This window comes from Malaciobacter canalis (assembly GCF_008000835.1).
Lineage (GTDB): Bacteria > Campylobacterota > Campylobacteria > Campylobacterales > Arcobacteraceae > Malaciobacter > Malaciobacter canalis.
Genome location: NZ_CP042812.1, coordinates 1,555,925 through 1,576,926, shown reverse-complemented (window position 1 = coordinate 1,576,926; position 21,002 = coordinate 1,555,925). Strand labels below are relative to the sequence as shown.

At 26.1% G+C, this 21,002-nt stretch carries 21 protein-coding genes; 14 read left to right on the top strand and 7 right to left on the bottom strand.

Annotated elements, in window-relative coordinates; translation table 11 throughout:
• Window positions 1-39 precede the first annotated feature (39 nt).
• The 5 genes from ACAN_RS07900 to ACAN_RS07880 all read left to right on the top strand — a co-directional run bounded on the left by ACAN_RS07900 (window position 40) and on the right by ACAN_RS07880 (window position 7,724).
• Window positions 40-612: a gamma-glutamylcyclotransferase gene (locus tag ACAN_RS07900; protein WP_099333355.1), complete on the top strand. Its 573-nt coding sequence runs from the start codon at window positions 40-42 to the stop codon at window positions 610-612.
• Window positions 599-2,809, top strand: a complete 2,211-nt coding sequence (locus ACAN_RS07895) for a hypothetical protein (protein WP_099333354.1) — start codon at window positions 599-601, stop codon at window positions 2,807-2,809. Before ACAN_RS07900 ends, ACAN_RS07895 begins: the two co-directional genes overlap by 14 nt.
• A 12-nt stretch (window positions 2,810-2,821) precedes the next feature.
• A complete protein-coding gene (gene ovoA, locus ACAN_RS07890) occupies window positions 2,822-4,912 on the top strand; it encodes a 5-histidylcysteine sulfoxide synthase (protein WP_099333353.1) in 2,091 nt (696 codons plus the stop codon).
• A 99-nt stretch (window positions 4,913-5,011) separates the two neighbouring features.
• Complete coding sequence (locus tag ACAN_RS07885) at window positions 5,012-6,430, top strand: sensor domain-containing diguanylate cyclase (protein ID WP_099333352.1); 1,419 nt, start codon at window positions 5,012-5,014, stop codon at window positions 6,428-6,430.
• A gap of 43 nt (window positions 6,431-6,473) precedes the next feature.
• Window positions 6,474-7,724 (top strand): ComEC/Rec2 family competence protein, encoded by a 1,251-nt coding sequence (locus ACAN_RS07880; protein ID WP_099333351.1) that lies wholly within the window; start codon window positions 6,474-6,476, stop codon window positions 7,722-7,724.
• An 18-nt stretch (window positions 7,725-7,742) separates the two neighbouring features.
• On the opposite strand, the gene ACAN_RS07875 is transcribed toward ACAN_RS07880, so the two are convergent.
• Genes ACAN_RS07875 through tatB form a run of 5 tightly spaced genes read right to left on the bottom strand, consistent with a single transcriptional unit; the run spans window position 7,743 to window position 12,124 of the window.
• Window positions 7,743-9,080, bottom strand: coding sequence for a sodium-dependent transporter (locus tag ACAN_RS07875; protein WP_099333350.1), 1,338 nt, complete (start codon window positions 9,078-9,080; stop codon window positions 7,743-7,745).
• 20 nt (window positions 9,081-9,100) lie between these two features.
• Window positions 9,101-9,844 (bottom strand): 3'-5' exonuclease, encoded by a 744-nt coding sequence (locus ACAN_RS07870; RefSeq protein ID WP_099333349.1) that lies wholly within the window; start codon window positions 9,842-9,844, stop codon window positions 9,101-9,103.
• 21 nt (window positions 9,845-9,865) lie between these two features.
• On the bottom strand, window positions 9,866-10,906 hold the full coding sequence (queA, locus tag ACAN_RS07865; RefSeq protein ID WP_228150602.1) for a tRNA preQ1(34) S-adenosylmethionine ribosyltransferase-isomerase QueA: 1,041 nt from the start codon (window positions 10,904-10,906) through the stop codon (window positions 9,866-9,868).
• Window positions 10,890-11,630, bottom strand: a complete 741-nt coding sequence (tatC, locus tag ACAN_RS07860) for a twin-arginine translocase subunit TatC (RefSeq protein ID WP_099310887.1) — start codon at window positions 11,628-11,630, stop codon at window positions 10,890-10,892. Before tatC ends, queA begins: the two co-directional genes overlap by 17 nt.
• Window positions 11,630-12,124: a Sec-independent protein translocase protein TatB gene (gene tatB, locus ACAN_RS07855; RefSeq protein ID WP_099333348.1), complete on the bottom strand. Its 495-nt coding sequence runs from the start codon at window positions 12,122-12,124 to the stop codon at window positions 11,630-11,632. The genes tatC and tatB overlap by 1 nt, the downstream gene beginning before the upstream one ends.
• A gap of 92 nt (window positions 12,125-12,216) precedes the next feature.
• Between tatB and ACAN_RS07850 the strand changes: the two genes are divergently transcribed.
• From ACAN_RS07850 to ACAN_RS07815, 8 genes are read left to right on the top strand one after another with little or no spacing between them, the layout of a single operon-like run.
• Window positions 12,217-12,972: a TerB family tellurite resistance protein gene (locus ACAN_RS07850; protein ID WP_099333347.1), complete on the top strand. Its 756-nt coding sequence runs from the start codon at window positions 12,217-12,219 to the stop codon at window positions 12,970-12,972.
• Window positions 12,973-13,206 (top strand): (2Fe-2S)-binding protein, encoded by a 234-nt coding sequence (locus tag ACAN_RS07845; RefSeq protein ID WP_228150589.1) that lies wholly within the window; start codon window positions 12,973-12,975, stop codon window positions 13,204-13,206.
• Window positions 13,199-13,426 (top strand): (2Fe-2S)-binding protein, encoded by a 228-nt coding sequence (locus ACAN_RS07840; protein WP_079578471.1) that lies wholly within the window; start codon window positions 13,199-13,201, stop codon window positions 13,424-13,426. The genes ACAN_RS07845 and ACAN_RS07840 overlap by 8 nt, the downstream gene beginning before the upstream one ends.
• A 2-nt stretch (window positions 13,427-13,428) precedes the next feature.
• Complete coding sequence (locus ACAN_RS07835) at window positions 13,429-13,647, top strand: hypothetical protein (protein ID WP_079578469.1); 219 nt, start codon at window positions 13,429-13,431, stop codon at window positions 13,645-13,647.
• Window positions 13,648-13,667: 20 nt separating this feature from the next.
• Window positions 13,668-14,429: an NAD+ synthase gene (locus ACAN_RS07830; protein ID WP_079578467.1), complete on the top strand. Its 762-nt coding sequence runs from the start codon at window positions 13,668-13,670 to the stop codon at window positions 14,427-14,429.
• A gap of 3 nt (window positions 14,430-14,432) precedes the next feature.
• Window positions 14,433-15,569, top strand: coding sequence for a DegT/DnrJ/EryC1/StrS family aminotransferase (locus ACAN_RS07825; RefSeq protein ID WP_079578465.1), 1,137 nt, complete (start codon window positions 14,433-14,435; stop codon window positions 15,567-15,569).
• Between the two features lie 4 nt (window positions 15,570-15,573).
• On the top strand, window positions 15,574-16,536 hold the full coding sequence (locus tag ACAN_RS07820; protein WP_099333346.1) for a tetraacyldisaccharide 4'-kinase: 963 nt from the start codon (window positions 15,574-15,576) through the stop codon (window positions 16,534-16,536).
• Complete coding sequence (locus ACAN_RS07815; protein ID WP_099333345.1) at window positions 16,529-17,026, top strand: hypothetical protein; 498 nt, start codon at window positions 16,529-16,531, stop codon at window positions 17,024-17,026. The genes ACAN_RS07820 and ACAN_RS07815 overlap by 8 nt, the downstream gene beginning before the upstream one ends.
• 9 nt (window positions 17,027-17,035) lie before the next feature.
• Here ACAN_RS07815 and ACAN_RS07810 read toward each other — a convergent pair whose 3' ends face one another.
• Both ACAN_RS07810 and ACAN_RS07805 read right to left on the bottom strand, forming a co-directional pair.
• Window positions 17,036-18,214: a glutathionylspermidine synthase family protein gene (locus ACAN_RS07810; protein ID WP_099333344.1), complete on the bottom strand. Its 1,179-nt coding sequence runs from the start codon at window positions 18,212-18,214 to the stop codon at window positions 17,036-17,038.
• Between the two features lie 18 nt (window positions 18,215-18,232).
• Window positions 18,233-18,865: a UPF0323 family lipoprotein gene (locus tag ACAN_RS07805; protein ID WP_099333343.1), complete on the bottom strand. Its 633-nt coding sequence runs from the start codon at window positions 18,863-18,865 to the stop codon at window positions 18,233-18,235.
• A 177-nt stretch (window positions 18,866-19,042) separates the two neighbouring features.
• Here ACAN_RS07805 and thiI point away from each other — a divergent pair, with 177 nt between their 5' ends.
• Complete coding sequence (gene thiI, locus ACAN_RS07800; RefSeq protein ID WP_099333342.1) at window positions 19,043-20,518, top strand: tRNA uracil 4-sulfurtransferase ThiI; 1,476 nt, start codon at window positions 19,043-19,045, stop codon at window positions 20,516-20,518.
• Window positions 20,519-21,002 lie beyond the last annotated feature (484 nt).

Genomic DNA, 21,002 nt, shown 5'->3' with positions numbered 1-21,002 from the left:
ATATAATGAATATATTAAGTTATTTAAGGAGTTTTTTTTATGTATTTATTTGGTTTTGGTTCTTTAATAAATATAAAAAGTGCACAAAAATCGTTTAAAAGAGTTTTAAAACAAGAAGATTTAATACCTGTAACTGCTAAAGGTGTAAAGAAAGTTTGGAACTCAATAGAGTTTATTGATTTTGAAGATAAAGCAAATGTAAATGGGGTTTTTTTAAATCTTGAGATAGATGAAAGTTCAAGTGCAAATGGGGTTGTTGTAAAAGTAAGTGATGAAGAGTTTGAGCTATTAAAATTAAGAGAGAAAAACTACTCTAGTGTTATTATAAAAAAACAGAATATTATAGGCTGCAATTTAGATGATGATGTTATTGCTTTTATGACTACAAATGAGAGTAAAATAGCAAAACAAGGAGATGAAAACTGTTATATTCCTTCAAGATATTTGGATTTGTTAACAGAAAGTTTTAAGTTTTATGATGATGCTTTTGTAGAAAAGTATAAAGAAGAAACATTAAAAGATTTCCCTTTTGAACTAAAAGAGGGCAGTTATAAATTTTCTGATCCATTGCAAAATAAATTGGCAAAAGAAGGTGTGAATGAATCAAAATAATTGTGATATTATTACTTCACAACTTTGTAAAACAAATAGAAAAACAAAAAATGATGATATTGTTTTAAAGCAAGATAATATAATAGATATTACTTATATTCATAGTGATACTTTAGAGTCATTTGAATCAAGTATTTATTCTATATGTGGAAACTCTTCAAGTTTTTATAGCTTTAGAAAAAAAATATCTTCATATATTTTTTCTATAATTTCTGTATTTGTTATTATGTTTGCACTTATTTCTGCATCTATATATGAAGATATTTTTAAAAAGATAATTTTTGAATTTCCTTTTCAATGGCAGCTTAATGATACAGTTGCAATACTTTTTGTAAGCTTCTTTTTCATTGGTTTAGTTATGATGCCATCAATTTTAGATGGGGAAAGTTCCCAATTTAGAAATCTTCTTCAATCATGGTTTAATAAAGAGACAAGAAGACTCAAAAAATTAAATATTGCTCTTAATTCTCTTGATAAAAAAATACAAATTAATCTTTATAATTTTGATTTAGTTGATGAAGAACATTGGCTTTGGAGAGTTATTGCAATAGCTATTTTAAAAAGATTTAATAATGTAAACTTTTATATAAGAAATGATCAAAGTAAAAATATGTATAAAAGATTGAAAAGTTTTAATATTTTAAATATTGAAATAAAAAAGGACTTTGAAGATTTTAAAAAATGTAATGTTGATACGCTTTTATCAGCTAAAGAACAAAAACTTTACTCTTTATTGCAACTAAGCTCTTCTTTGATTATTGAAAAAAACGACAATAATTTTATCTCATTAGAGATGTTTGAGTATTGTGGAAGAAACTTTTTAGAAGATACAAAAGAAAAATCAACACAACTAATTTCTGGATTTCAAAACTTTATAAATAGAGCTTTTGATGACTTTTTCTTTTTAAAACAAGAAAAATCAATGCAAATTTATTTAACACAAAATGCAAAGATAAAAAAACTAGAAGATGAACAAAGAAGATTATCTTATCATTTGAGAAATCATATAGAAGAGTGTGTTGAGATTTTTGATAATCCAATATCACTTTTGATTTTATACTATTATGTAAAAGATATAGTTTTAGATGAAAAACGATATTTAATCATTTTAGAAAAATTTATTGATGCTGTATTTAAAAAGCAACACTATGAGCTTATAGACATATATTGGTTTAAAATAGCTAATAAAATGTTTGATTCATCAAAATTAGATGACTTTGAACTTACAAATAACTCTTTATATAGAAAACTTTCAATTGAATCTTTAGATAAGTTGATTTTTCTTTTTGAAAGAAATGGGCATTTTAATCAAGCATTACTTTTGGCAAATTATTTATATGAAATAAATCCAAATAGATACTCTATTAGTATTTGTTCTTTATATGAAAGAATGGGGCAGTTTGATAAAGCATATGATAGTTTACCTAAAACGCTAGAGATAAAAAATTCAAGCAAACCTTTAGATACACAAGTTAGATTTTTTCAAAGAAAAGCTTGGATTATTGTAAGTCAAAGAAAAGAGCAGAAAAAACAAGAAGGTTTGGATTTGATATTTAAACTAAAAGAGTTACTATTCTCACACAATGAAGATAATGAACCTTTATGGTTATGGCATTTTTATAATATAAAAGCAAATTATGCAGAGTGGGATTGTGATTATGAAAAAGCAGTGAGTTATTATAAAAAATGCTTATCAATCCCAGCACTTGGTGCTTTTGAATATGGTGCGACTTTTTTAAATATGTCAATTGCTTATAGATTTATCTATCTTAATAAACAAAATAAAGATGAAGATTTAATCACAAAATGCATTGATCTTGGTTCAATTGGAGTAGCTTTAAAAGATTCAGTTGGAGATAGAGATGAAATGCCAGTTGTTTTACACAACCAAGCATTAAATATATTAAATAAAATCCAATTATCAAAAGAAGAACTAAATACAATTGTAACTATGACAGATACAGGAATTGAAACATTAAATAGAACAAACTCTATTAAAAGATTAGGAATGTTGTTAATTGAAAACTATTTAGCTAAGAGTTTATTATTACTTCCTTGTGAAGAAATAGAGCAACTACTTAAACAGCACTGGCAAAATATGGATAACAATGAGCATGAACAGATATTAAACATATACAAACTATTTAAAAATAATCATAATATTACAAATTTAAAATTTTTAGATAATTTAAGTTAATAAAGGCGAATAATGAAATATAAAACAGGCACTATAAATTTACAAGAGGGTACAGTTGAAGAAAAAAGAGAAGAGATTAAAAACTATTTTCTTCAAGCTTATGAATTAGATGAAAAGCTGTTTGACCTACTAAAAGATAAAAAATCAATCTATGAACAACCAAATAGATTAAGACATCCTTTGATTTTTTATTATGGACATACTTCAACATTTTTTATAAATAAACTAATGGTTAGTAAAATTATAAATAAAAGAGTAAACAAGTACTTTGAATCAATATTTGCAATTGGTGTTGATGAAATGAGTTGGGATGATTTAAATAGTAAAAACTATTCTTGGCCAGCTTTTGAAGAAGTTAAAGCATATAGAGATGAAGTAAAAAAAATTGTTTTAGAGTTGATTGATACTATTGAGTTTACAATGCCAATAAATTGGGATAGTCCAATGTGGATTATTTTGATGGGAATTGAGCATGAAAATATTCATATTGAAACATCTTCTGTGCTTTTAAGGGAGTTAGATATATCTCACTTTAAAAATGAGGAATCTTTTTTATATTGTAAAGAGTATAAAGATGATTATTTAAAAAATGAACTCCTTGATGTAAGTGCAGGAGAAGTAGTTTTACAAAAAGATAGAAAAAATCCTATTTATTATGGATGGGATAATGAGTTTTCTTATCATAAGGCAAATATTAAAGATTTTAAAGCAAGTAAATATTTAGTATCAAATGGTGAGTTTTTAGAGTTTGTAAAAGATGGTGGATATTCAAAATTAAAATACTTTTCAGAAGATGGTTTAAGATGGCTAGATTTTACTCAAACAAAAATGCCAGTATTTTGGATAAAAAAAGATGAAAAATACTTTTTAAGACAAATAAATAATATTGTTCCTCTTCCTTTAAATTATCCTGTGGATATAAATATATATGAAGCAGAAGCTTTTTGTAAATATAAAAGTGAAAAATTAGGTTTTGAAGTTAGACTTCCAACTGAAGATGAGTATTATAGATTGTATGATTATGTAAATGCAGGAGATAAAAAAGCAAATATTGGTTTAAGATATTTTAATCAAACACCAGTTGATAAATATAAGTTTGATGATTTTTATGATGTTGTAGGAAATGTTTGGCAATGGAGTATAACACCTACTTATCCCTTTGATGATTTTCAAACTCATCCTATATATGATGATTTTACAACACCAACTTTTGATGATAGACATGCACTTATGAAAGGTGGTTCTTTTATATCTTTAGGAAATGAAACACTTAAAAGTGCAAGATATGCTTTTAGAAAGCACTTTTTTCAACATGCAGGTTTTAGATATGTTAAATCAGATAATGAGTGTAGAACAAAGTTAAATGACAATGTTTATGAAACAGATGAATTGATCTCTCAATATTGTGAGTTTCATTATGGAGAAGAGTTTTTCAATGTAAAAAACTTTGCTAAAGCATCTGTTGATATTTTAAAACCATATTTAAATAATATCAAAACAAAAAAAGCATTAGATTTAGGATGTTCTGTTGGAAGAAGTAGCTTTGAATTAGCAAAAGTTTTTGATGAAGTACTTGGGATTGATTTTAGTGCTAATTTTATTAATGTTGGGGTTAAACTTAAAAAGTATGATAATTTAACATTTAAACTAAAATCTGAGGGTGAAATATTTGAAGATAAAACTATTTCACTAAAAGATTTAGGTTTAGGTGATATTAAAGATAAAGTTGAATTTATGCAAGGTGATGCTTGTAATTTAAAAACTTTATATACAGGTTATGATTTAATATTTTGTTCAAACTTAATAGATAGATTATACTATCCACAAAAATTTTTAGATGACATACCAAATAGGATAAATGAGGGTGGATTACTTGTTCTTTTATCTCCATATACTTGGCTTGAAGATTACACTCCAAAAGCAAACTGGCTTGGAGGATACTATAAAGATAATAAACAGATTAAAACTATTGATACTTTAAAGAAAAATCTTGAAGATAAATATGAGCTACTTGAATTAATTGATGTTCCTTTTGTCATAAAAGAGACATCAAGAAAATATCAGCACACAATTTCACAAATGAGTATTTGGAAGAGAAAATAAAAAGTAGCATAAGCTACTTTTTATAATTATATAAACTTTTTAAACTCATTTTAATACTAAAATAATAAAATACACACTCTACAAAGGTTAAATGCTACAATGACAAAAAAAAGAAAACTTAAAGTAATATTTATAAGTGTTTTTTTTATATTATTAACTTTAATGTATAACTTTAGTCATAAATATTTTATTGATAATTATGAAGCAATCGAAACAATCCATAATAAAAAAAGTGTTGAAAACTTAATAAAAAACTTAAATATGCAATTGGATTTTATAAATACAACTACAAAAATATATAGTAAATGGGATGATGCATATAATTTTTTAGCCAATAAAAATCCTAAGTTTGCTTATAAAAATTTTAGAAATAGCAATATTCTTGATAATTTACCAATCGATTTTATATTTTATACTGATTTGAAAAATAATATAAAACTAAAATTTTCTATTGCAAATCATAATGATAAATTTTACAAAAAAGTAGTAAAGTTATTAAATATTGATAAAGAGACTCAATCGGTTTTTTTAGAAAAAAACAATATTTACTATGTATTAAAATCTAAAGTATTACAAACTGATAATAGTGGTAAAAAAATAGGCTATATGTATGCTGGTAAACTATTTGACAAAAATCTTTTTAGTTATATAAATTCAAGTTTTTATAAAATAGATTTAGTACAAAAAGAACTTTATGATTATGATAGTGCAATTGCTTATAATAGCTTAAATAATATCCGATATAAAGTTGAAAAAACAAAAACAAAAATAATAAACTATTTAGAAATAAGAGATGATAAAAATAGATATATAGTTACTATTAAAGCCATGAGTGATAGAGATTATATGATGCAAGGAAGAAATACAATATTATTGTTTAATATAATAATTGCAATTATTTCATTGGTTATTTTTTATTTTTCATATAGATATCAAATTATATTAGAAAGTAATACTCAAAAGCTTGAGTATAGTGTAGCAAAAAGAACAAATGAACTTGAAAAATCAAATAAAGAGTTGCATGATTTAGCTTATAAAGATTATTTAACAAAACTTGACAATAGAAGAAGTTTCTTCTCAAAAGTTCAAAGATTACTTAAAGATACAGTTTTTAGAAAAGATTTAGTTCATATAGTAATGATAGATATTGATAATTTTAAACAAATAAATGATACTTATAGTCATGAAGTAGGAGATGCTGTACTTAAAAAGTTTGCTCAAATACTTAAAAACAATATTTCAAATAAAGATATTTGTGCAAGACTTGGTGGAGAAGAGTTTGTTATAGCTTTTCATAATCTAAAAACCAAAGATGTATTAGAAAAAGTAGAAGATATAAGAAAAGAGACAGAAGAAACAGCAATAATTGTAAATAAAGATAAAACATTTAATTTTACAGCAAGTTTTGGTATAAGTGATAATAGAAAAACTAACAACATAGATAAAATACTTCATATTGCTGATTCATATCTTTATGAGGTAAAAACAACAGGAAAGAATAATATAAGATATAGATAATAAATAATATTATTTTTTATTTTTTGCTGATATAATTATCAGTATGAAAAATGAAGCAATAACTTTAATAAAAAACAAAAGTGAACTAACTTTGGCTTTTGTTATAATATTATCTATTTTTTTATTGAGTATTTTTTATGAATATTCAAAATATCAAGAGCTTACAAATGATGAAGTTTTTGCCTCTTCTGCAACTATTTTAAATAGATATGAAAAAAGCAATTACTATATTTATAAGCTAAAAATAGATACTTACAATGCATTTTATACAAGATTAAATAAAGAGCATTATTATGAAAAGTTTCAAAAAGTAAATATTTTATTTATTTCCAAATATATTGACTTTTATGATTATTTAAGAGGTTTTTTTACTAAAACTTTATTTATAGAAAAAATAGAGTCAAAAAGCTTTAATCTTCGTTTTTATCTAAGCAATAAAATAGATTTAGCCCATGATAATAGTAAAATAAAAGAACTATTTAATGCACTTTTTCTAGCTTTACCTCTTTCAAAAGATTTAAGAGAATTTTGTGCAAATTTTGGGGTTTCACACTTGATTGCTATATCTGGTTTTCATCTTGGCTTATTTTCTATAATAATATATTTTATAATAAATCTTTTTTATACTTATATTCATCAAAAATATTTTAATCATAGAAATAAAAAATTTGATATATTAATAGTAAGCTCTTTTATTCTTTTACTTTATTTGATTTTAATAGATATAGTACCTTCTTTTTTAAGAAGTTTTATTATGTTTATATTAGCAATACTATTTTTGCGTTCAAATATAAAAGTTCTATCTTTTAGTACACTTTTTATTACTTTTTTATTGATAATTGCACTTTTTCCTAGTTATATATTTTCATTGTCATTGTGGTTTTCTATAGTTGGAGTTTTTTATATATTTTTATTTTTACACTATTTTAAAAATCTTCCAAAAATATATATGATTTTGATATTTAATTTTTGGATATTTTTAGCTGTTAATCCTATTGTTCATTATGTTTTTTATCAAACTTCACATTTACAACTTTTTTCTCCTATTATTACATTGATTTTTACTATATTTTATCCATTGGAATTGTTTTTGCATTTATTTGGAATATCTTATATATTAGATGATTTTTTAAAAATGTTTTTAGCTATAAATTATGAAAGTTATAGTGTACAAACGCCTTTGTGGTTTTTAGTGATATATCTGTCTTTTTCAGCTTTTGCAGTAGTAAAAAAAGAGTTTTTTCATGGAGTGAATATTTTATTGGTTTTTTTTAATTTGTATGTTTATATGTAAAGGTAAAACCTTTACATATTATATTATTCCAAGTTTATTCAAAAATAGTGTAATAATAGCAATTGGTACAATAAATTTAATTAAAAAGTACCAAATATTAAATACAGTTAGTGATACATGAGCTGTAAAGATTCTTCTTAATAACTCTTTATCCACAAAATAACCTAAAAATACACAAGTTAAAATCGCTGCAAGAGGCATCATAACAGAAGAAGTCATAAAGTCCATCCAATCAAATGCATTTTTACCAAAAAATGTTAATGAATCTTTAAAGGCAATTGTCATTGAAAGTAGGGCAATAATACCAAGAATATAAAAAATTCCACCACAAAGGATAGTTGCTTTCTTTCTTGTAAAATTAAATCTTTCAATAAAAAATTTCAAAGATGGTTCAATCATAGAAACAGCAGATGTAATACCTGCAAATACTAATGCAACAAAAAATGAAATAGAAATAACTTGTCCTAAAACTCCCCAACCTGAAAAAATAACAGGTAGTGAAATAAATACAAGTCCAGGACCAGCAGAACTTTGAGCTCCTGCTTCAAATAAAAATGAGAAAATTATTAAACCAGCAGTTATCGCAATAGCAGTATCAACAATTGCAACAATGATTGATGATTTTACAAAGTTTGCATTTTTAGGTAATGATGCAGAATAAGTCATAATCGCACCAACTCCAAGAGAAAGTGTAAAAAATGCTTGTCCTAGTGCTGCAAGTAGGGCATTACTATCAATTTTGCTCCAATCAGGATAAAACATAAAATTAAGTGCAGTTGAAAAACTATCTAATGTAAAAGAGTAAAATAAAAGTCCTAATAAAATTAATCCTAATAATGGCATCAAAATAAGATTTATTTTTTCAATACCTCTTTTTATACCTTTTAAGACGATAAAAATAACTGAACCTGCAATAACAGTATGATATATTATTTGTGATGCTATATCTTTTGAAATTAAAGTTTCAAAAGCACTTCCTGCTGTTTTTGAATCACTTGGTAATGTTCCAAAAGATGTAAATACATAGTTTAAAATCCATCCTAATACTACAGAATAAAATGATAGTATTATTAAACCTGAAAAGATTATAAAACCAGCAAATTTCCAGTTTTGATTTTTTGATTTTGATGTTTTTATAAAAGAAGTTGCAACATCTGATTGGGCATTTTGACCAATTACTGCTTCTGCTAAAAAAACTGTCAATCCAATAAATAAAATAGCTAGTAGGTAAACTAATACAAAAGCTCCTCCACCATATTCACCTGTAACATAAGGAAATTTCCATATATTACCTAAACCAACAGCTGAACCAGCAGCTGCTAAAATAAAACCAACTCTTGAAAAATGATTCTTCAAATATACCCCTCTTTTTAAATTTAAATTTTACTAAGTACTTTTTCTAAAGTGTATTTTAAATCTTCATCCAAATCTAAATTACTTTTCATCCAGTTTAAATATCCACTATCTTCTTTAGCAACTTCTATTACTTCTTTACCTTTGTATTTTCCAAACTTGAAAGTTGTTATAAATACAGGTGTTTTTGAAAGTTCAACTAATTTTTCCATAGGATTATAATCAGGATATTGTTTTCTACACTCTTTTACAAGTTTTGATAGAAAAAGCTTCATTACCAAAACATCACCAATAGCATCATGGGCTTTTATAGTAATATTGTGTTTTTTCGCTTCTATTTGTTCAACCTTGTAAAGTTCTAATGCATATCTTAAGTATTGAAGTCTGTGATAAGGCATTTGTGGGAACAGATGTTTTGCACATCTTAGTGTATCAATAATTTGAAAATGGTTTTTAAAACCTTCTTTTTCAATCATTCCTAAATCAAATTTTATATTATGAGCTATTAAAAAATTATCTTCATTATTTAATTCTAATAGTTTTTTATAAAATATAGTTTCAGTTGCTTTTGGTTTATTTTCAATCATATCAGGTGTGATATTATGAACTTCCATAGCTTCTATTTTTATTGGTATATCACTTTGACAAAACTCATCATAAGCTTCTACTTTACCAGTTTGATCAACTATCATTGCTCCAAATTGAATAACTCTATCTTCCTCTTGATTTCCAGTGGTCTCCGTATCAAAAAGTACATATTTTGGCATATATTATTTCCTTGCTTTTGTTTATATTATTAACATTCCATCGCCATATGAATAAAATCTATATTTTTCATTTATGGCTTCTTCATATATTTCTAAAGTTTTTTCTAAACCTACAAAAGAAGCAATTAGCATTATTAAAGTAGATTTAGGCAAATGGAAATTTGTAAGTAAATGGTTTACTTTTATTGGAGTGTTTGATGGATTTAAAAATAAATCACACTCACCTTGTATCTTGTTTGTTCTTGCATAATATTCTATTGTTCTTGTTACCGTTGTTCCTACTGCTAATACTTTTTTTGAATTGTCTAATGATTTTTTTGAACTTTCATTTATTTCAAAATATTCACTATGCATAGGGTGATTTAATATCTCTTCTGTATCAACAGGTTTAAAAGTTCCAGCACCTACATGTAAGGTTAAATAATCTATATTAAATTTATTTTCAAGTTTTTTAAATAACTCAGGAGTAAAATGCAATGAAGCAGTTGGTGCTGCAACTGCACCATATTTTTTTGCAAAAAGTGTTTGATAGTTTTCATTGTCTTTTTCTTCATCTTCTCTATTCATATAAGGAGGTAAAGGTAAGTGTCCTATATCATTTAAAATATCTACTAACTCTAAAAACTCTAAGTTCTCTTTTTCATTTAAGAAGAACTTTACAACTCTACTTCCATCTTCACTTACTTCTAAAACTTCTGCTTTTAAATTTTTATCAAAAGTTAAAACTGTACCAACCTTGACCTTACCTCTAATCATCACTAAATATCTATTCATAAATAAAGGTTTATTTAATAAAAGCTCAACTTTTCCACCTGAGTCTTTATGTCCAAAAATTCTTGCTTTGATAACTTTTGTATCATTTAAAAAAATATTTACATTATTAGGAATAAAGTCAAGAAGATTCTTGAAAGTACTATGGATTATTTTGTCAGTTTTTCTATCATAAACCAAAAGCCTAGCACTATCTGCTGGGCTTACTGGATGTGTTGCTATAAGTTCTTTAGGAAGTGTATAATCATAACTTGAAGTCTTTAATGGATCTAAACTATTCTTCGTCATCATCTTCTTCATCTAAATCTTTTGCTGGGTTAAATACTTTTGCAATATAAATTGAAACACAATAAAGTATAATTAGTGGACCTGCCATTAAAAATTGTGTTAAAACATCTGGTGGAGTTAAAAGTGAAGCTACAATAAATATAATTACAACTGCATACTTAAAAAAGTCTTTTAACATTTTGTCATCAACAAGTCCAATTTTTGCTAAGAAAAAAGTAACTACAGGTAACTCAAATGCAATTCCAAAACCTAATAATAATTTTGTAAAAAAACCTACATATTTACCAATACTTGGTAATACTGTTACAACTGTTGAACCAAAATTAATTAAAAACTCAAATCCATAAGGAATAACAATATAATAAGCAAATGATGCACCAATTAAAAACATTAGTGTTCCAAAAAATACAAATGGAATTACTAATTTTTTTTCATGGTCATAAAGACCTGGAGCTAAAAATAGCCATAATTGCCAAAAAATAACAGGTAATACTAGAATAAATCCAGAGAAAAATGCAACTTTTAATGCAGTAAAGAATGTCTCTTGAACTTCAATTGCAACCATTTGTGATTTTTCTGGTAATACAGCCTCAACTGGTACCATCATCCACTCTAAAATCGGTTCATAAAAGAAAAAACATACAATAAAACCTAGTACTAATGCAATTGTTGCATTAACTAATCTTTTTCTAAGGTCAGCAATATGGGGTTTTAAATCTTCTAACATTAACTATCTTCCTTTACTTTCTCATCATCAAATTTTACTTTAAATTTGTTTGATGGATCTTCATCTTTTGAAACTTCATCTTTTGTTGAAATCTCTTTTTCTTGATCTGTTTCAAGATTTTTTATCTCATCTTTTTCTTGAGATTTTTTCTTTTTCTTTTTCTCTTTTTTTGAAGTTAGCTCTTTTTTTGAAGCCACTTCATTTTCTTGAGAATTAGTATCATTCATAATATCATTTAGTCCTAAATCCATATTATTTACATTTACTGATGATTTTGCATCTTCAATTTGAGCTTTAAATTTGTTAGCTTCTTCTCTCATCTCAGATATACTTAATTCATTGTCAAGTGTAGATTTTGCATCTTCTACACCAGATTTAAATTTCTTTAAAAATCTAGCTATTTCTACCATAGCTTTAGGTAATTTTTCAGGTCCTAATGCAATAATTGCAATTACTGCAACTAGCGTTATTTCAAAAAAGCCCATTCCAAACATATAATTCTCCAAAATAGTATTAAAAGAAAAAATTTTATCTAATTTTTGATAAAATCTCCCTATTAATTAAATAATATGTTTAAGGGAAATTTATGAAACTTATAGTTCTATTGATTATTGCAGTTATATTGTATTTTATAGCACGAAGTTATAAAACAGAAAAGTTTGCAAATATTAAGTTGGATATTAAAGAAAAATTTGAAGGCGATCTTATGCAACACGAAGCAGGCTTGCTTGTAGCGTTGATGGCAAAGGTTGCAAAAGCAGATGGAGAAGTATGTGAACTTGAAGCACAACTTTTAAAACATACACTAAATGATATTTCAAGACATTTTGAAAATCAAGATGAAATTAGAGAAAAATTAAAAGATATTTATGCAAAAGAGAAAGAGAGTTTTAACAATACTCTTGAAATTTGTCAAAATTTATACAAATTAACTAAAAATGATTATCAAAAAAGAGTTAAAATAATGGAGTATTTATTAAATCTTGCATTTATTGATAAAGATTTTTCAAATACGGAGTTTATGATAACAGAAGATATTGCAAAAGCATTGCAAATTAAAACAGAAGATTTTCAAAAACTAGTAAATGCTTTTGAGATGTTTTATAAAAAGCAAAAAGAAGCAGAGGGAATATCTTTAGAAAAAGCATATGAAGTTTTAGAAGCAAGTAAAGATGATGATAGTAATACTATTAAGAAAAAATATAGAACTTTAGTAAAAAAACATCACCCAGATATAATTGCAGGTCAAGGAGCAAGTCAAAATATTATTGATGAAGCAACAAACAAACTTCAAGAAATTAACGAAGCTTATGAAATGATAAAAAAATCAAGAGGCGAATAATTGCAAAGTTTTGATGACGCTTATGAAGTTTGTAATTGTAAAAATGTTACTGTTATGGACATAAAAAAAGTTATTAGTTACGAAAACTGTAATTTAGGTAAAATACAAGAGCTTACAAGTGCAGGAACTGAGTGTAGATTTTGCCTTATGAAAGAGAGTGATTTTGGTAAAATCAAAAAGAAAGTTTATTGCAAAGATATTTTAAATGATTATATAAGGAGAGTTGATGGCTAAAAGTTTCCCTCATTCTTATGAAGTTTGTAATTGCAAACATGTAACTTTAGGTGAAATTATTTATGCAATTAAAGAAAGAGATGCAAATACACTTGAAGATCTAGGTCATTTAACTGATGCTGGAACTTGTTGTAAATGTTGTAAAGATTCAAGTTGTGATATTGGTGAAGAAAAAATGGAACTTTACTTAACACAAATATTAAATAAATTTAAGAAATGATTATGGAAGAAAAAAAAGAATTAATAGAAGAGATAAAAAAACTTATAGTAATAAATAAAGAAGAGACTATAGATATAAATCCAAATTTTTTAGAATATTTTGAAATAGATGAGTTATTATCAATAAAAAATGAATTAAAAGTTAAAAAAAGTAATATTTCACAAACTAGTTTGGGATATTTAGATGAGCTTTATGAAAAAACAAAAAAAGATGAGATATAATTATTGTCAAAGGATAAAAATTGATTAACTGGAATGATATAGAGAAACAATTAATAGAATTTTTAAAGAACCAACTAAGTAAAACTGGACTTTCTAAAGTTACAGTTGGACTATCAGGTGGTTTAGATTCTGCAGTGGTTGCAGTATTATGTAAGAAAGCTTTCAAAGAGAATATGAAATGTGTCCTTATGCCCTCACAATTTTCAAGTAAAAGTAGTGTTGAAGATGCAAAAAAACTTTGTGAAACTTTTTCAATTGATTATGAAACTGTTGATATTACACCTATGATAAATGCGTATATAGATAAAATGGACAATGATAAACTTAGAATTGGAAACTATTCTGCAAGAGTAAGAATGTCTGTACTTTATGATATATCTTCAAGAGATTCATCAATTGTTGTGGGAACATCAAATAAAAGTGAACTTCTTTTAGGATATGGAACTATATTTGGAGATATTGCGTGTGCAATTAATCCAATTGGAGAAATTTATAAAAGTGATGAGTTTGAATTTGCAAGATACTTAGGAGTTATTGATGAAATAATCAATAAAAAACCAAGTGCAGATTTGTGGGAAAATCAAACAGATGAAGATGAATTAGGTTATACATATAAACAAATGGATGATGTACTAAAGCTTTTAGTTGATGAAAAGAAAACTAAAGAAGAGATTGTATCTTTAGGACACGATGATGAATTAGTAGATATGTTGAAATATAGAATTAAAGCAAATGAATTCAAAGGTAAATTACCTGTGATTGCAAATATAAAATGGAGTTAGCACATGAAAGAAATATTATTTTACAACTCTTCTGTTAATGAAGAAGAATTAAATCAAATTAAAACGGTTTTAGAAAACAGTAAAGATGGTTCAAAGGTTTTAGAGTTTGAAGAAAACATGGCAAAATTTGTTGGTGCAAGACATGCAATTGCAACTTGTAACTCAACTTCTGCAATTCACCTTGCATTAAGTTCAATTAAACTAAAAAGAGGTGACAAAATTTTAATGTCTGTTAACTCTTTTGTTAATATTCCTGAAGTTGTAAGACACTTTGATGCAGAACCTATATTTATTGATATAAATAACGAAGATATGAATATTGATTTAAATAAGTTTGAAAAAGCTTTAGAAGAGAATAAATCAAAAAAACTAAGAGGTGCAATTATCTCATTTATTGCAGGGCAGACTCCAGATTTAGATAGATTATATGATATTTGTGAAAAATATGGAATTATATTAATAGAAGATGCAACTTGTGCATTGGGAGTTACATATAATGATGAAACTGTTGGTTCATTAAGAGCTGATATGACTATTTTTTCTACTAACCCATCAAATGGTAAACATGCTTTAAGTAGATCAGGAATTATTGTTACAAATAATGAAGAAATAGCTACTAGAGCAAGATTATTAAGAACTCACGCTATTACTACTACATATGATGATTATGGAAACTTAGATTATATTTATGATGTTGTTGATATAGGTCATAAGTATGATATGAGTGAACTTGATGCAGCATTCTCTTTAGCTCAACTTCAAAAAACGAATAAATTTATTAAAAGAAGAAAAGAGATAGCAAAAATTTATCAAGAAAGATTATCTAATGTAAAACATATAAATGTTCCTTCTTCAAAAGAAGAACATATATTTACTCATTTTATTATTAAGATTTCAAGAAATAGAGATGCTTTTGCAAGAGCTTTAAAAGAAAAAGGAATTGCAACAGGTTTACACTATATTCCTTTACATTTATTAAGTTATTATAAAAGTAAATACTCAATCAAAATTACAGAGTTCCCAGCTGCACTTACTTCTTATCAGCAAATTTTATCAATACCTATGTATCCTAGTTTAACAAATGAAGAAGTTAACTATATTTGTGATACGATTATTGATATTGCTTCTGAATGGATATAAATAGTTGAAACAAAAGCTTTTTTTATGGGTAGAAGATTATCTCTTCTATCCTAATACTTTACAAAAAATCATATCTTTTTTATTTTTACCTTTAACTTTAATATATCTTTTTATTATTTTAATAAAAAGAGGATTATCTAAACCTCAAGATTTTGGTATACCTGTAATTAGTGTGGGTAACTTGATTGCAGGTGGGAGTGGAAAAACTCCTTTGACAATCGCACTTGTAAAAAACAAAGAAGATGCGTGTGTAATACTTAGGGGTTATGGCAGGAAGTCAAAAGGTCTTTATATAATATCAAATAAAGGTAAGATTCTTCAAGATATAGATGTAAGTGGTGATGAAGCAATGCTTTTAGCAAATTCACTTCCAAATGCTACAATTATTGTAAGTGAAGATAGAGTAGAGGCAATAAAAAAAGCAAAAGAGCTAGGTTGTAAAATAGTATTTTTAGATGATGGTTTTTCAAAATATAATATAAATAAATTTGATATATTAATTAAACCAAAAGATGAGCCAACAAATATATTTTGTCTTCCAAGTGGTGGTTATAGAGAACCAAAAATGTTCTACTCATTTGCACAAATTGTTTTACAAGAGGGTAAAAGTTTCAAAAGATTTGTTTCATATAGTTTAAACCAAAAGAATGTAAATGTTCTTCCTCATAAACTACTTTTACTTACAGCAATTTCAAAACCAAAAAGACTACTTGATTATTTACCAAAAGGTGTAAAAGTTGTAGCTTTTGAAGATCACCATACTTTTACAAATGAAGAAATAGAAAAAATAAAAGATGAGTATAAAGACTATTTTATAGTTACTACTCAAAAAGATTATGTAAAATTAAAAAAATTTGATTTAGGTGATGTTTATTTGATGAATTTAGAGTTACAACTAGATAATAAGAATATTGATTTTTCTTTAATGAATGATTATATAAATAGTTATAAGAAGATAAATGAATAATATATATTATTTGGAAGAAGAGATTTTAAATCACTATGATGGTGCTAAAGTTATAAAATCTTTATTGTGGAAACTCATGTATAAAAGAGTTCAAAAAAAACTAAAAAATTCAATAATAACAGTTGAAAATGTTAGAAAAATTTTGCATAATTCTCATAATTCAATAGGATGTACTATAGATGCACCTTTAAATTATGTGATGTTTCGAAATGAGCCTATTTGGTATTATGTTGAGGGTGAAAGAGAATACTATATTCCTTTGAGTATTGGTTTTGCAAATACAAAAGCCTCTTATGATATAGTGCTAATCAATGGTAAACTAGATATTAGAGATACTTCTATTAGAAGACTAAGACCAAAAGATAGGCTAAGCCATTCTCCTGTTTTATCTGTAAAAAACTTTAAAATAATAGAGCAAAGTTTTAAACTATTATTATCTCATATTGAAAAAGAAAATGAGTTAAATAAAAAGGACAAACCAAAGATTTAAATCTTTGGTTTATTTGATGATATGACCTACAAATTTAGACATATTGTCTAAAATCTTTTCACCTCTTCTAAATCCCAATCCACAAGCTTCATATGCAAAGAATACACCAGCTTGATAGCTATTGCCTTGCTCATCTTTAGGTAGTTCTACATACTCTTGATAAATTGCTTTATGACCTTCATATGCACCGTCAGTTTCTACATCAATAGAACCATCTTTGTTTATGATTTTAGTGTTTGCACCTTCTCTTCCAAAACATCTTTTTTCAACTTGTTTTTTGTCCTGTAAAGGTTCAAATGAAGTTTCTAAAAGTAATGGATGATTTGGGTATAAATCCCATAAAATCTTCATAAATCCTTTTGACTGAAACATCAAAGTATAAGCTGGGTTAAAAATAATCGCTTTTCTATTTTCAAGTATTTCTGTTAATAATAAGGCTAATTCATTTTCATCAATAGCTATATCTTCCCATGGAATTAATTTAAACCAAAATTCAAAACTTTGTTCTTTTGCAAAAATTCCATCATCACTAAACTCAACTTTATCTATATACTCAAAGTCTGTATTAAAGCCAGCTTCTGTTGCAATATGTTGAAGTAGTTTTGTTGTATTTTCATCTTCGATTGAACCTGCAATTGATGAAAATAGTATCTTCCAACCTAACTCTTGATAATGTTCTTCAAATTTTTCTATATCTGTATCAAGTGTAATTATTCTTTTAAAGTTATCTTTCAGTGCTTCATATACGTTATTAAATTGACTAGCTTCATCAAGTCCATTTGCTTTTAGTAAAGCCCATTGAATAATCGCAGTTTCAAATAGTGATGTTGGAGTATCAGCATTAAACTCTATTAGTTTTATAGGTTTACCATCTATCCCACCTGCTAAATCAAATCTTGAATACAAATGCCAATGAACATCATTTTCCCAAGACTCTTTGATAGCATCAACTAAGTTAAAAGGAATATTTATTTCATGAAATAGATTATTTTCTATTACATAATCACCAGCTTCACAAAACATATCATATAACTCATTGCAAGCTTCATAATAAGCTTCTGCTTCTTCTTGAGTGATTTGAACTACTTCGTTTGCAATATAAGAAGTTTTATCTTCATCTGTGTGCCAAATAAAACCAATAGACTCTAAATATTCATTTGTAAGAGCTTCTAACTTTTCTAATTTCATTTTGTACCTTTAATATAATTATCCACCAAAAAATGAGCTTGATGATTTAGTAGATGAAGATTTACTACCAAAAAATCCACTTCTTTTTGTAGAACTTGTTTTATTTGCTGAACTTGCAGCTTTTTTAAATGAACTTTGTGACCTGCTGTATGTTTGAGGAGACTTGTATTGAGTCTTTCTTTGGTTTTGATAGTTTTGATTATTAAATAGTTTATTACCAATCCAAGAACCAATCATAGCCCCAGCAATTGAAGATAATAATACTCCACCTAATCCCATACTTCCACTTGACACCTCAGGATTTGTAAGTGGTGATGTTCCATTGTCAATTCTTTGTGCTTCTTGTTTTACTAATTGATCAATTTCATTTTGTGTTAATATTCTTTCTGTTCCATCTGGTTTTCTTAAAACAATAGTAGTTTTATTTGCTGGAAATTCATCTACAATTGTATATCCACCATTGTTAGGTAGCTCTTCAATTACTACAAATGCATCTTGTTTTTTAGAAGCATTTGAAAAGGCTCCTTGTTGAGTTTGTTGTTGATCATTTGTTTTTTCTTGACAACCAACTAGCCCTGTCACTAGAAGTGCTCCAAGACCACCGACCATCGCATAATCTGATATTTTTTTAATATGACTTTTCTTTTTCAAGTTTAAAATCCTTTTATATTCTTATAGTTTAAAAGTTTATATATATTACTAAATAGTTGCTATAAAGTAGATGAAGAAGAAATGTGTAAATTTTTAAATAAGAAAGTACCTAGATTTTCAAAGATTAAAATTCTTATGTTATAATTGCGCGTAATAAATAAAGAAGGTTTTCAATTAATGGACAAAACAGAAGTAAAAACACAAAAATTTATCATTAAATTTTTCCCAGAAGTTATGATCAAAGGTCAAAAAGCAAAAAGGCAAATGATTGCTCAAATTTATAATAATGTAAGATTATTGGTTAAAAGAGTTTCAGAAGAGATAACAATAAAAAAATTTTTCGATAAAGTTGAAGTTGTTTGCCCAATACAAGTAACACCAGAAATTAGACAATTATTAATAGAAACACCAGGAATAGAGCTGGTTTTAGAAGCTATTCAAATTGATGATGTAAATACTTTAGATGAAATAAAAGTAAAAGTAAATGAGCACATGGCAAAAGAGATTATTGGTAAAACTTTTGTTATTAGAGCTAAAAGAACTGGTGAGCAAGATTTTAAATCAACAAATATAGAACAAACAGTTGGTGGATATATGCTTGCGCATAATGAAACTAAAGGTGTTGACTTAAAAAATGCAGAAGTAACTATAAATGTTGAGTTAATACATAATCAATTGAATATAATAACATTAAAACATAAAGGACTAGGTGGCTTTCCTTTAGGAACACAAGGAAGTATTCTTTCTTTGATGTCTGGAGGATTTGATTCAACAGTTGCAAGTTATATGACAATGAAAAGAGGAGTTAAAACTCACTTTATTTTCTTTAATCTTGGTGGAGTTGCCCATGAAATAGGGGTAAAACAAGTAGCATATTACTTATGGAAAAGATTTGGTTCTTCTCATAGAGTCTCTTTTATTTCTGTACCTTTTGATGATGTTGTAACTGAGATATTTAACTCAACAAGTGAACCATATATGGGAGTTACACTAAAAAGAGTGATGTTAAAAGCAGCAGAGAAAATAGCAGATGAGATGAAAATTGATGCACTTTTAACAGGGGAGAGTATTGCTCAAGTATCAAGTCAAACTCTAAGAAATCTAGCATTAATTGATCAATTTACTAATAAATTAGTATTAAGACCTCTTTGCACTATGAATAAACCAGAAATCATGGATATAGCAGCAAAAATAGGAACTAAAAAATTTGCTGAAGCAATGCCTGAGTATTGCGGAGTAATTTCAAAATCACCAGTAACACACGGCTCATATGAAAGAATGGAAAAAGAGTCAAGTAAATTTGATTATTCAGTTGTTGATAAAGCAGTTGAAAATAGACAAATTACTAATATAAATGAAATAATAGCTGATATCTCAGAAATAGGGCAAATGGAAGTTGTAACAGATTTTGAAGAGTCTAAAAAATATACTATTATTGATATTAGACAAGGACAAGATTGTATCAAAGTAGAAAACCAAGAAGTTTTAAAAATCCCATTTTTTAATCTAAAAAGAGATTTCAAAAAACTTCCACAAGATAAAGAGTACCTTTTTTACTGTGAAAAAGGAATACTAAGCCAACTACATGGACAATACTTAAGAGATGCTGAAAACTACACAAATATTAAAGTTTATAGACCCAAAGAGTCTTAATAATAGATAATCATTGTACTTAATAGTAATAATGAAACTACTGCATTAAGTGAAAGAACTGAACATTTTAAAGACATCATTAAAATATAAAAGAGATTTTTAATATCTCTTTTATTTTAACCCAGATTGTCCAAAATTTTATGTCAGAAAGTACAGATTGTTAAATTTGTTTTATAGTGAATCTTTGTAACAATTTTTTGTTCACATTACTTCTCATAATATATTTAACATTTTGCAGGTTTATTACGATATCACCTTAATATACATACAATATGTAATATTATCGTCTAAATATCCATATTAAACATACATAAAAAGCATATCATAAACTTAAAATTTATTTATGAATCATCTCAATTCCCAGTGTTTTTTATAATAATATCTATAAAAATAGCTTATTTAAGATGTTTGTATGCATTTTGATATACGACATATTTTGTGTATGTTATTTGTTGATTTTCAGGCTATTTTATATATAATGTAT

Excerpts from the sequence above, each read along its gene's own strand:
- ACAN_RS07900 (WP_099333355.1), top strand. The coding sequence starts at position 40 with ATGTATTTATTTGGTTTTGGTTCTTTAATAAATATAAAAAGTGCACAA.
- ACAN_RS07895 (WP_099333354.1), top strand. The coding sequence starts at position 599 with ATGAATCAAAATAATTGTGATATTATTACTTCACAACTTTGTAAAACA.
- ovoA (WP_099333353.1), top strand. The coding sequence starts at position 2,822 with ATGAAATATAAAACAGGCACTATAAATTTACAAGAGGGTACAGTTGAA.
- ACAN_RS07885 (WP_099333352.1), top strand. The coding sequence starts at position 5,012 with ATGACAAAAAAAAGAAAACTTAAAGTAATATTTATAAGTGTTTTTTTT.
- ACAN_RS07880 (WP_099333351.1), top strand. The coding sequence starts at position 6,474 with ATGAAAAATGAAGCAATAACTTTAATAAAAAACAAAAGTGAACTAACT.
- ACAN_RS07870 (WP_099333349.1), bottom strand. The coding sequence starts at position 9,844 with ATGCCAAAATATGTACTTTTTGATACGGAGACCACTGGAAATCAAGAG.
- queA (WP_228150602.1), bottom strand. The coding sequence starts at position 10,906 with ATGATGACGAAGAATAGTTTAGATCCATTAAAGACTTCAAGTTATGAT.
- tatC (WP_099310887.1), bottom strand. The coding sequence starts at position 11,630 with ATGTTAGAAGATTTAAAACCCCATATTGCTGACCTTAGAAAAAGATTA.
- tatB (WP_099333348.1), bottom strand. The coding sequence starts at position 12,124 with ATGTTTGGAATGGGCTTTTTTGAAATAACGCTAGTTGCAGTAATTGCA.
- ACAN_RS07850 (WP_099333347.1), top strand. The coding sequence starts at position 12,217 with ATGAAACTTATAGTTCTATTGATTATTGCAGTTATATTGTATTTTATA.
- ACAN_RS07840 (WP_079578471.1), top strand. The coding sequence starts at position 13,199 with ATGGCTAAAAGTTTCCCTCATTCTTATGAAGTTTGTAATTGCAAACAT.
- ACAN_RS07835 (WP_079578469.1), top strand. The coding sequence starts at position 13,429 with ATGGAAGAAAAAAAAGAATTAATAGAAGAGATAAAAAAACTTATAGTA.
- ACAN_RS07825 (WP_079578465.1), top strand. The coding sequence starts at position 14,433 with ATGAAAGAAATATTATTTTACAACTCTTCTGTTAATGAAGAAGAATTA.
- ACAN_RS07815 (WP_099333345.1), top strand. The coding sequence starts at position 16,529 with ATGAATAATATATATTATTTGGAAGAAGAGATTTTAAATCACTATGAT.
- ACAN_RS07810 (WP_099333344.1), bottom strand. The coding sequence starts at position 18,214 with ATGAAATTAGAAAAGTTAGAAGCTCTTACAAATGAATATTTAGAGTCT.
- thiI (WP_099333342.1), top strand. The coding sequence starts at position 19,043 with ATGGACAAAACAGAAGTAAAAACACAAAAATTTATCATTAAATTTTTC.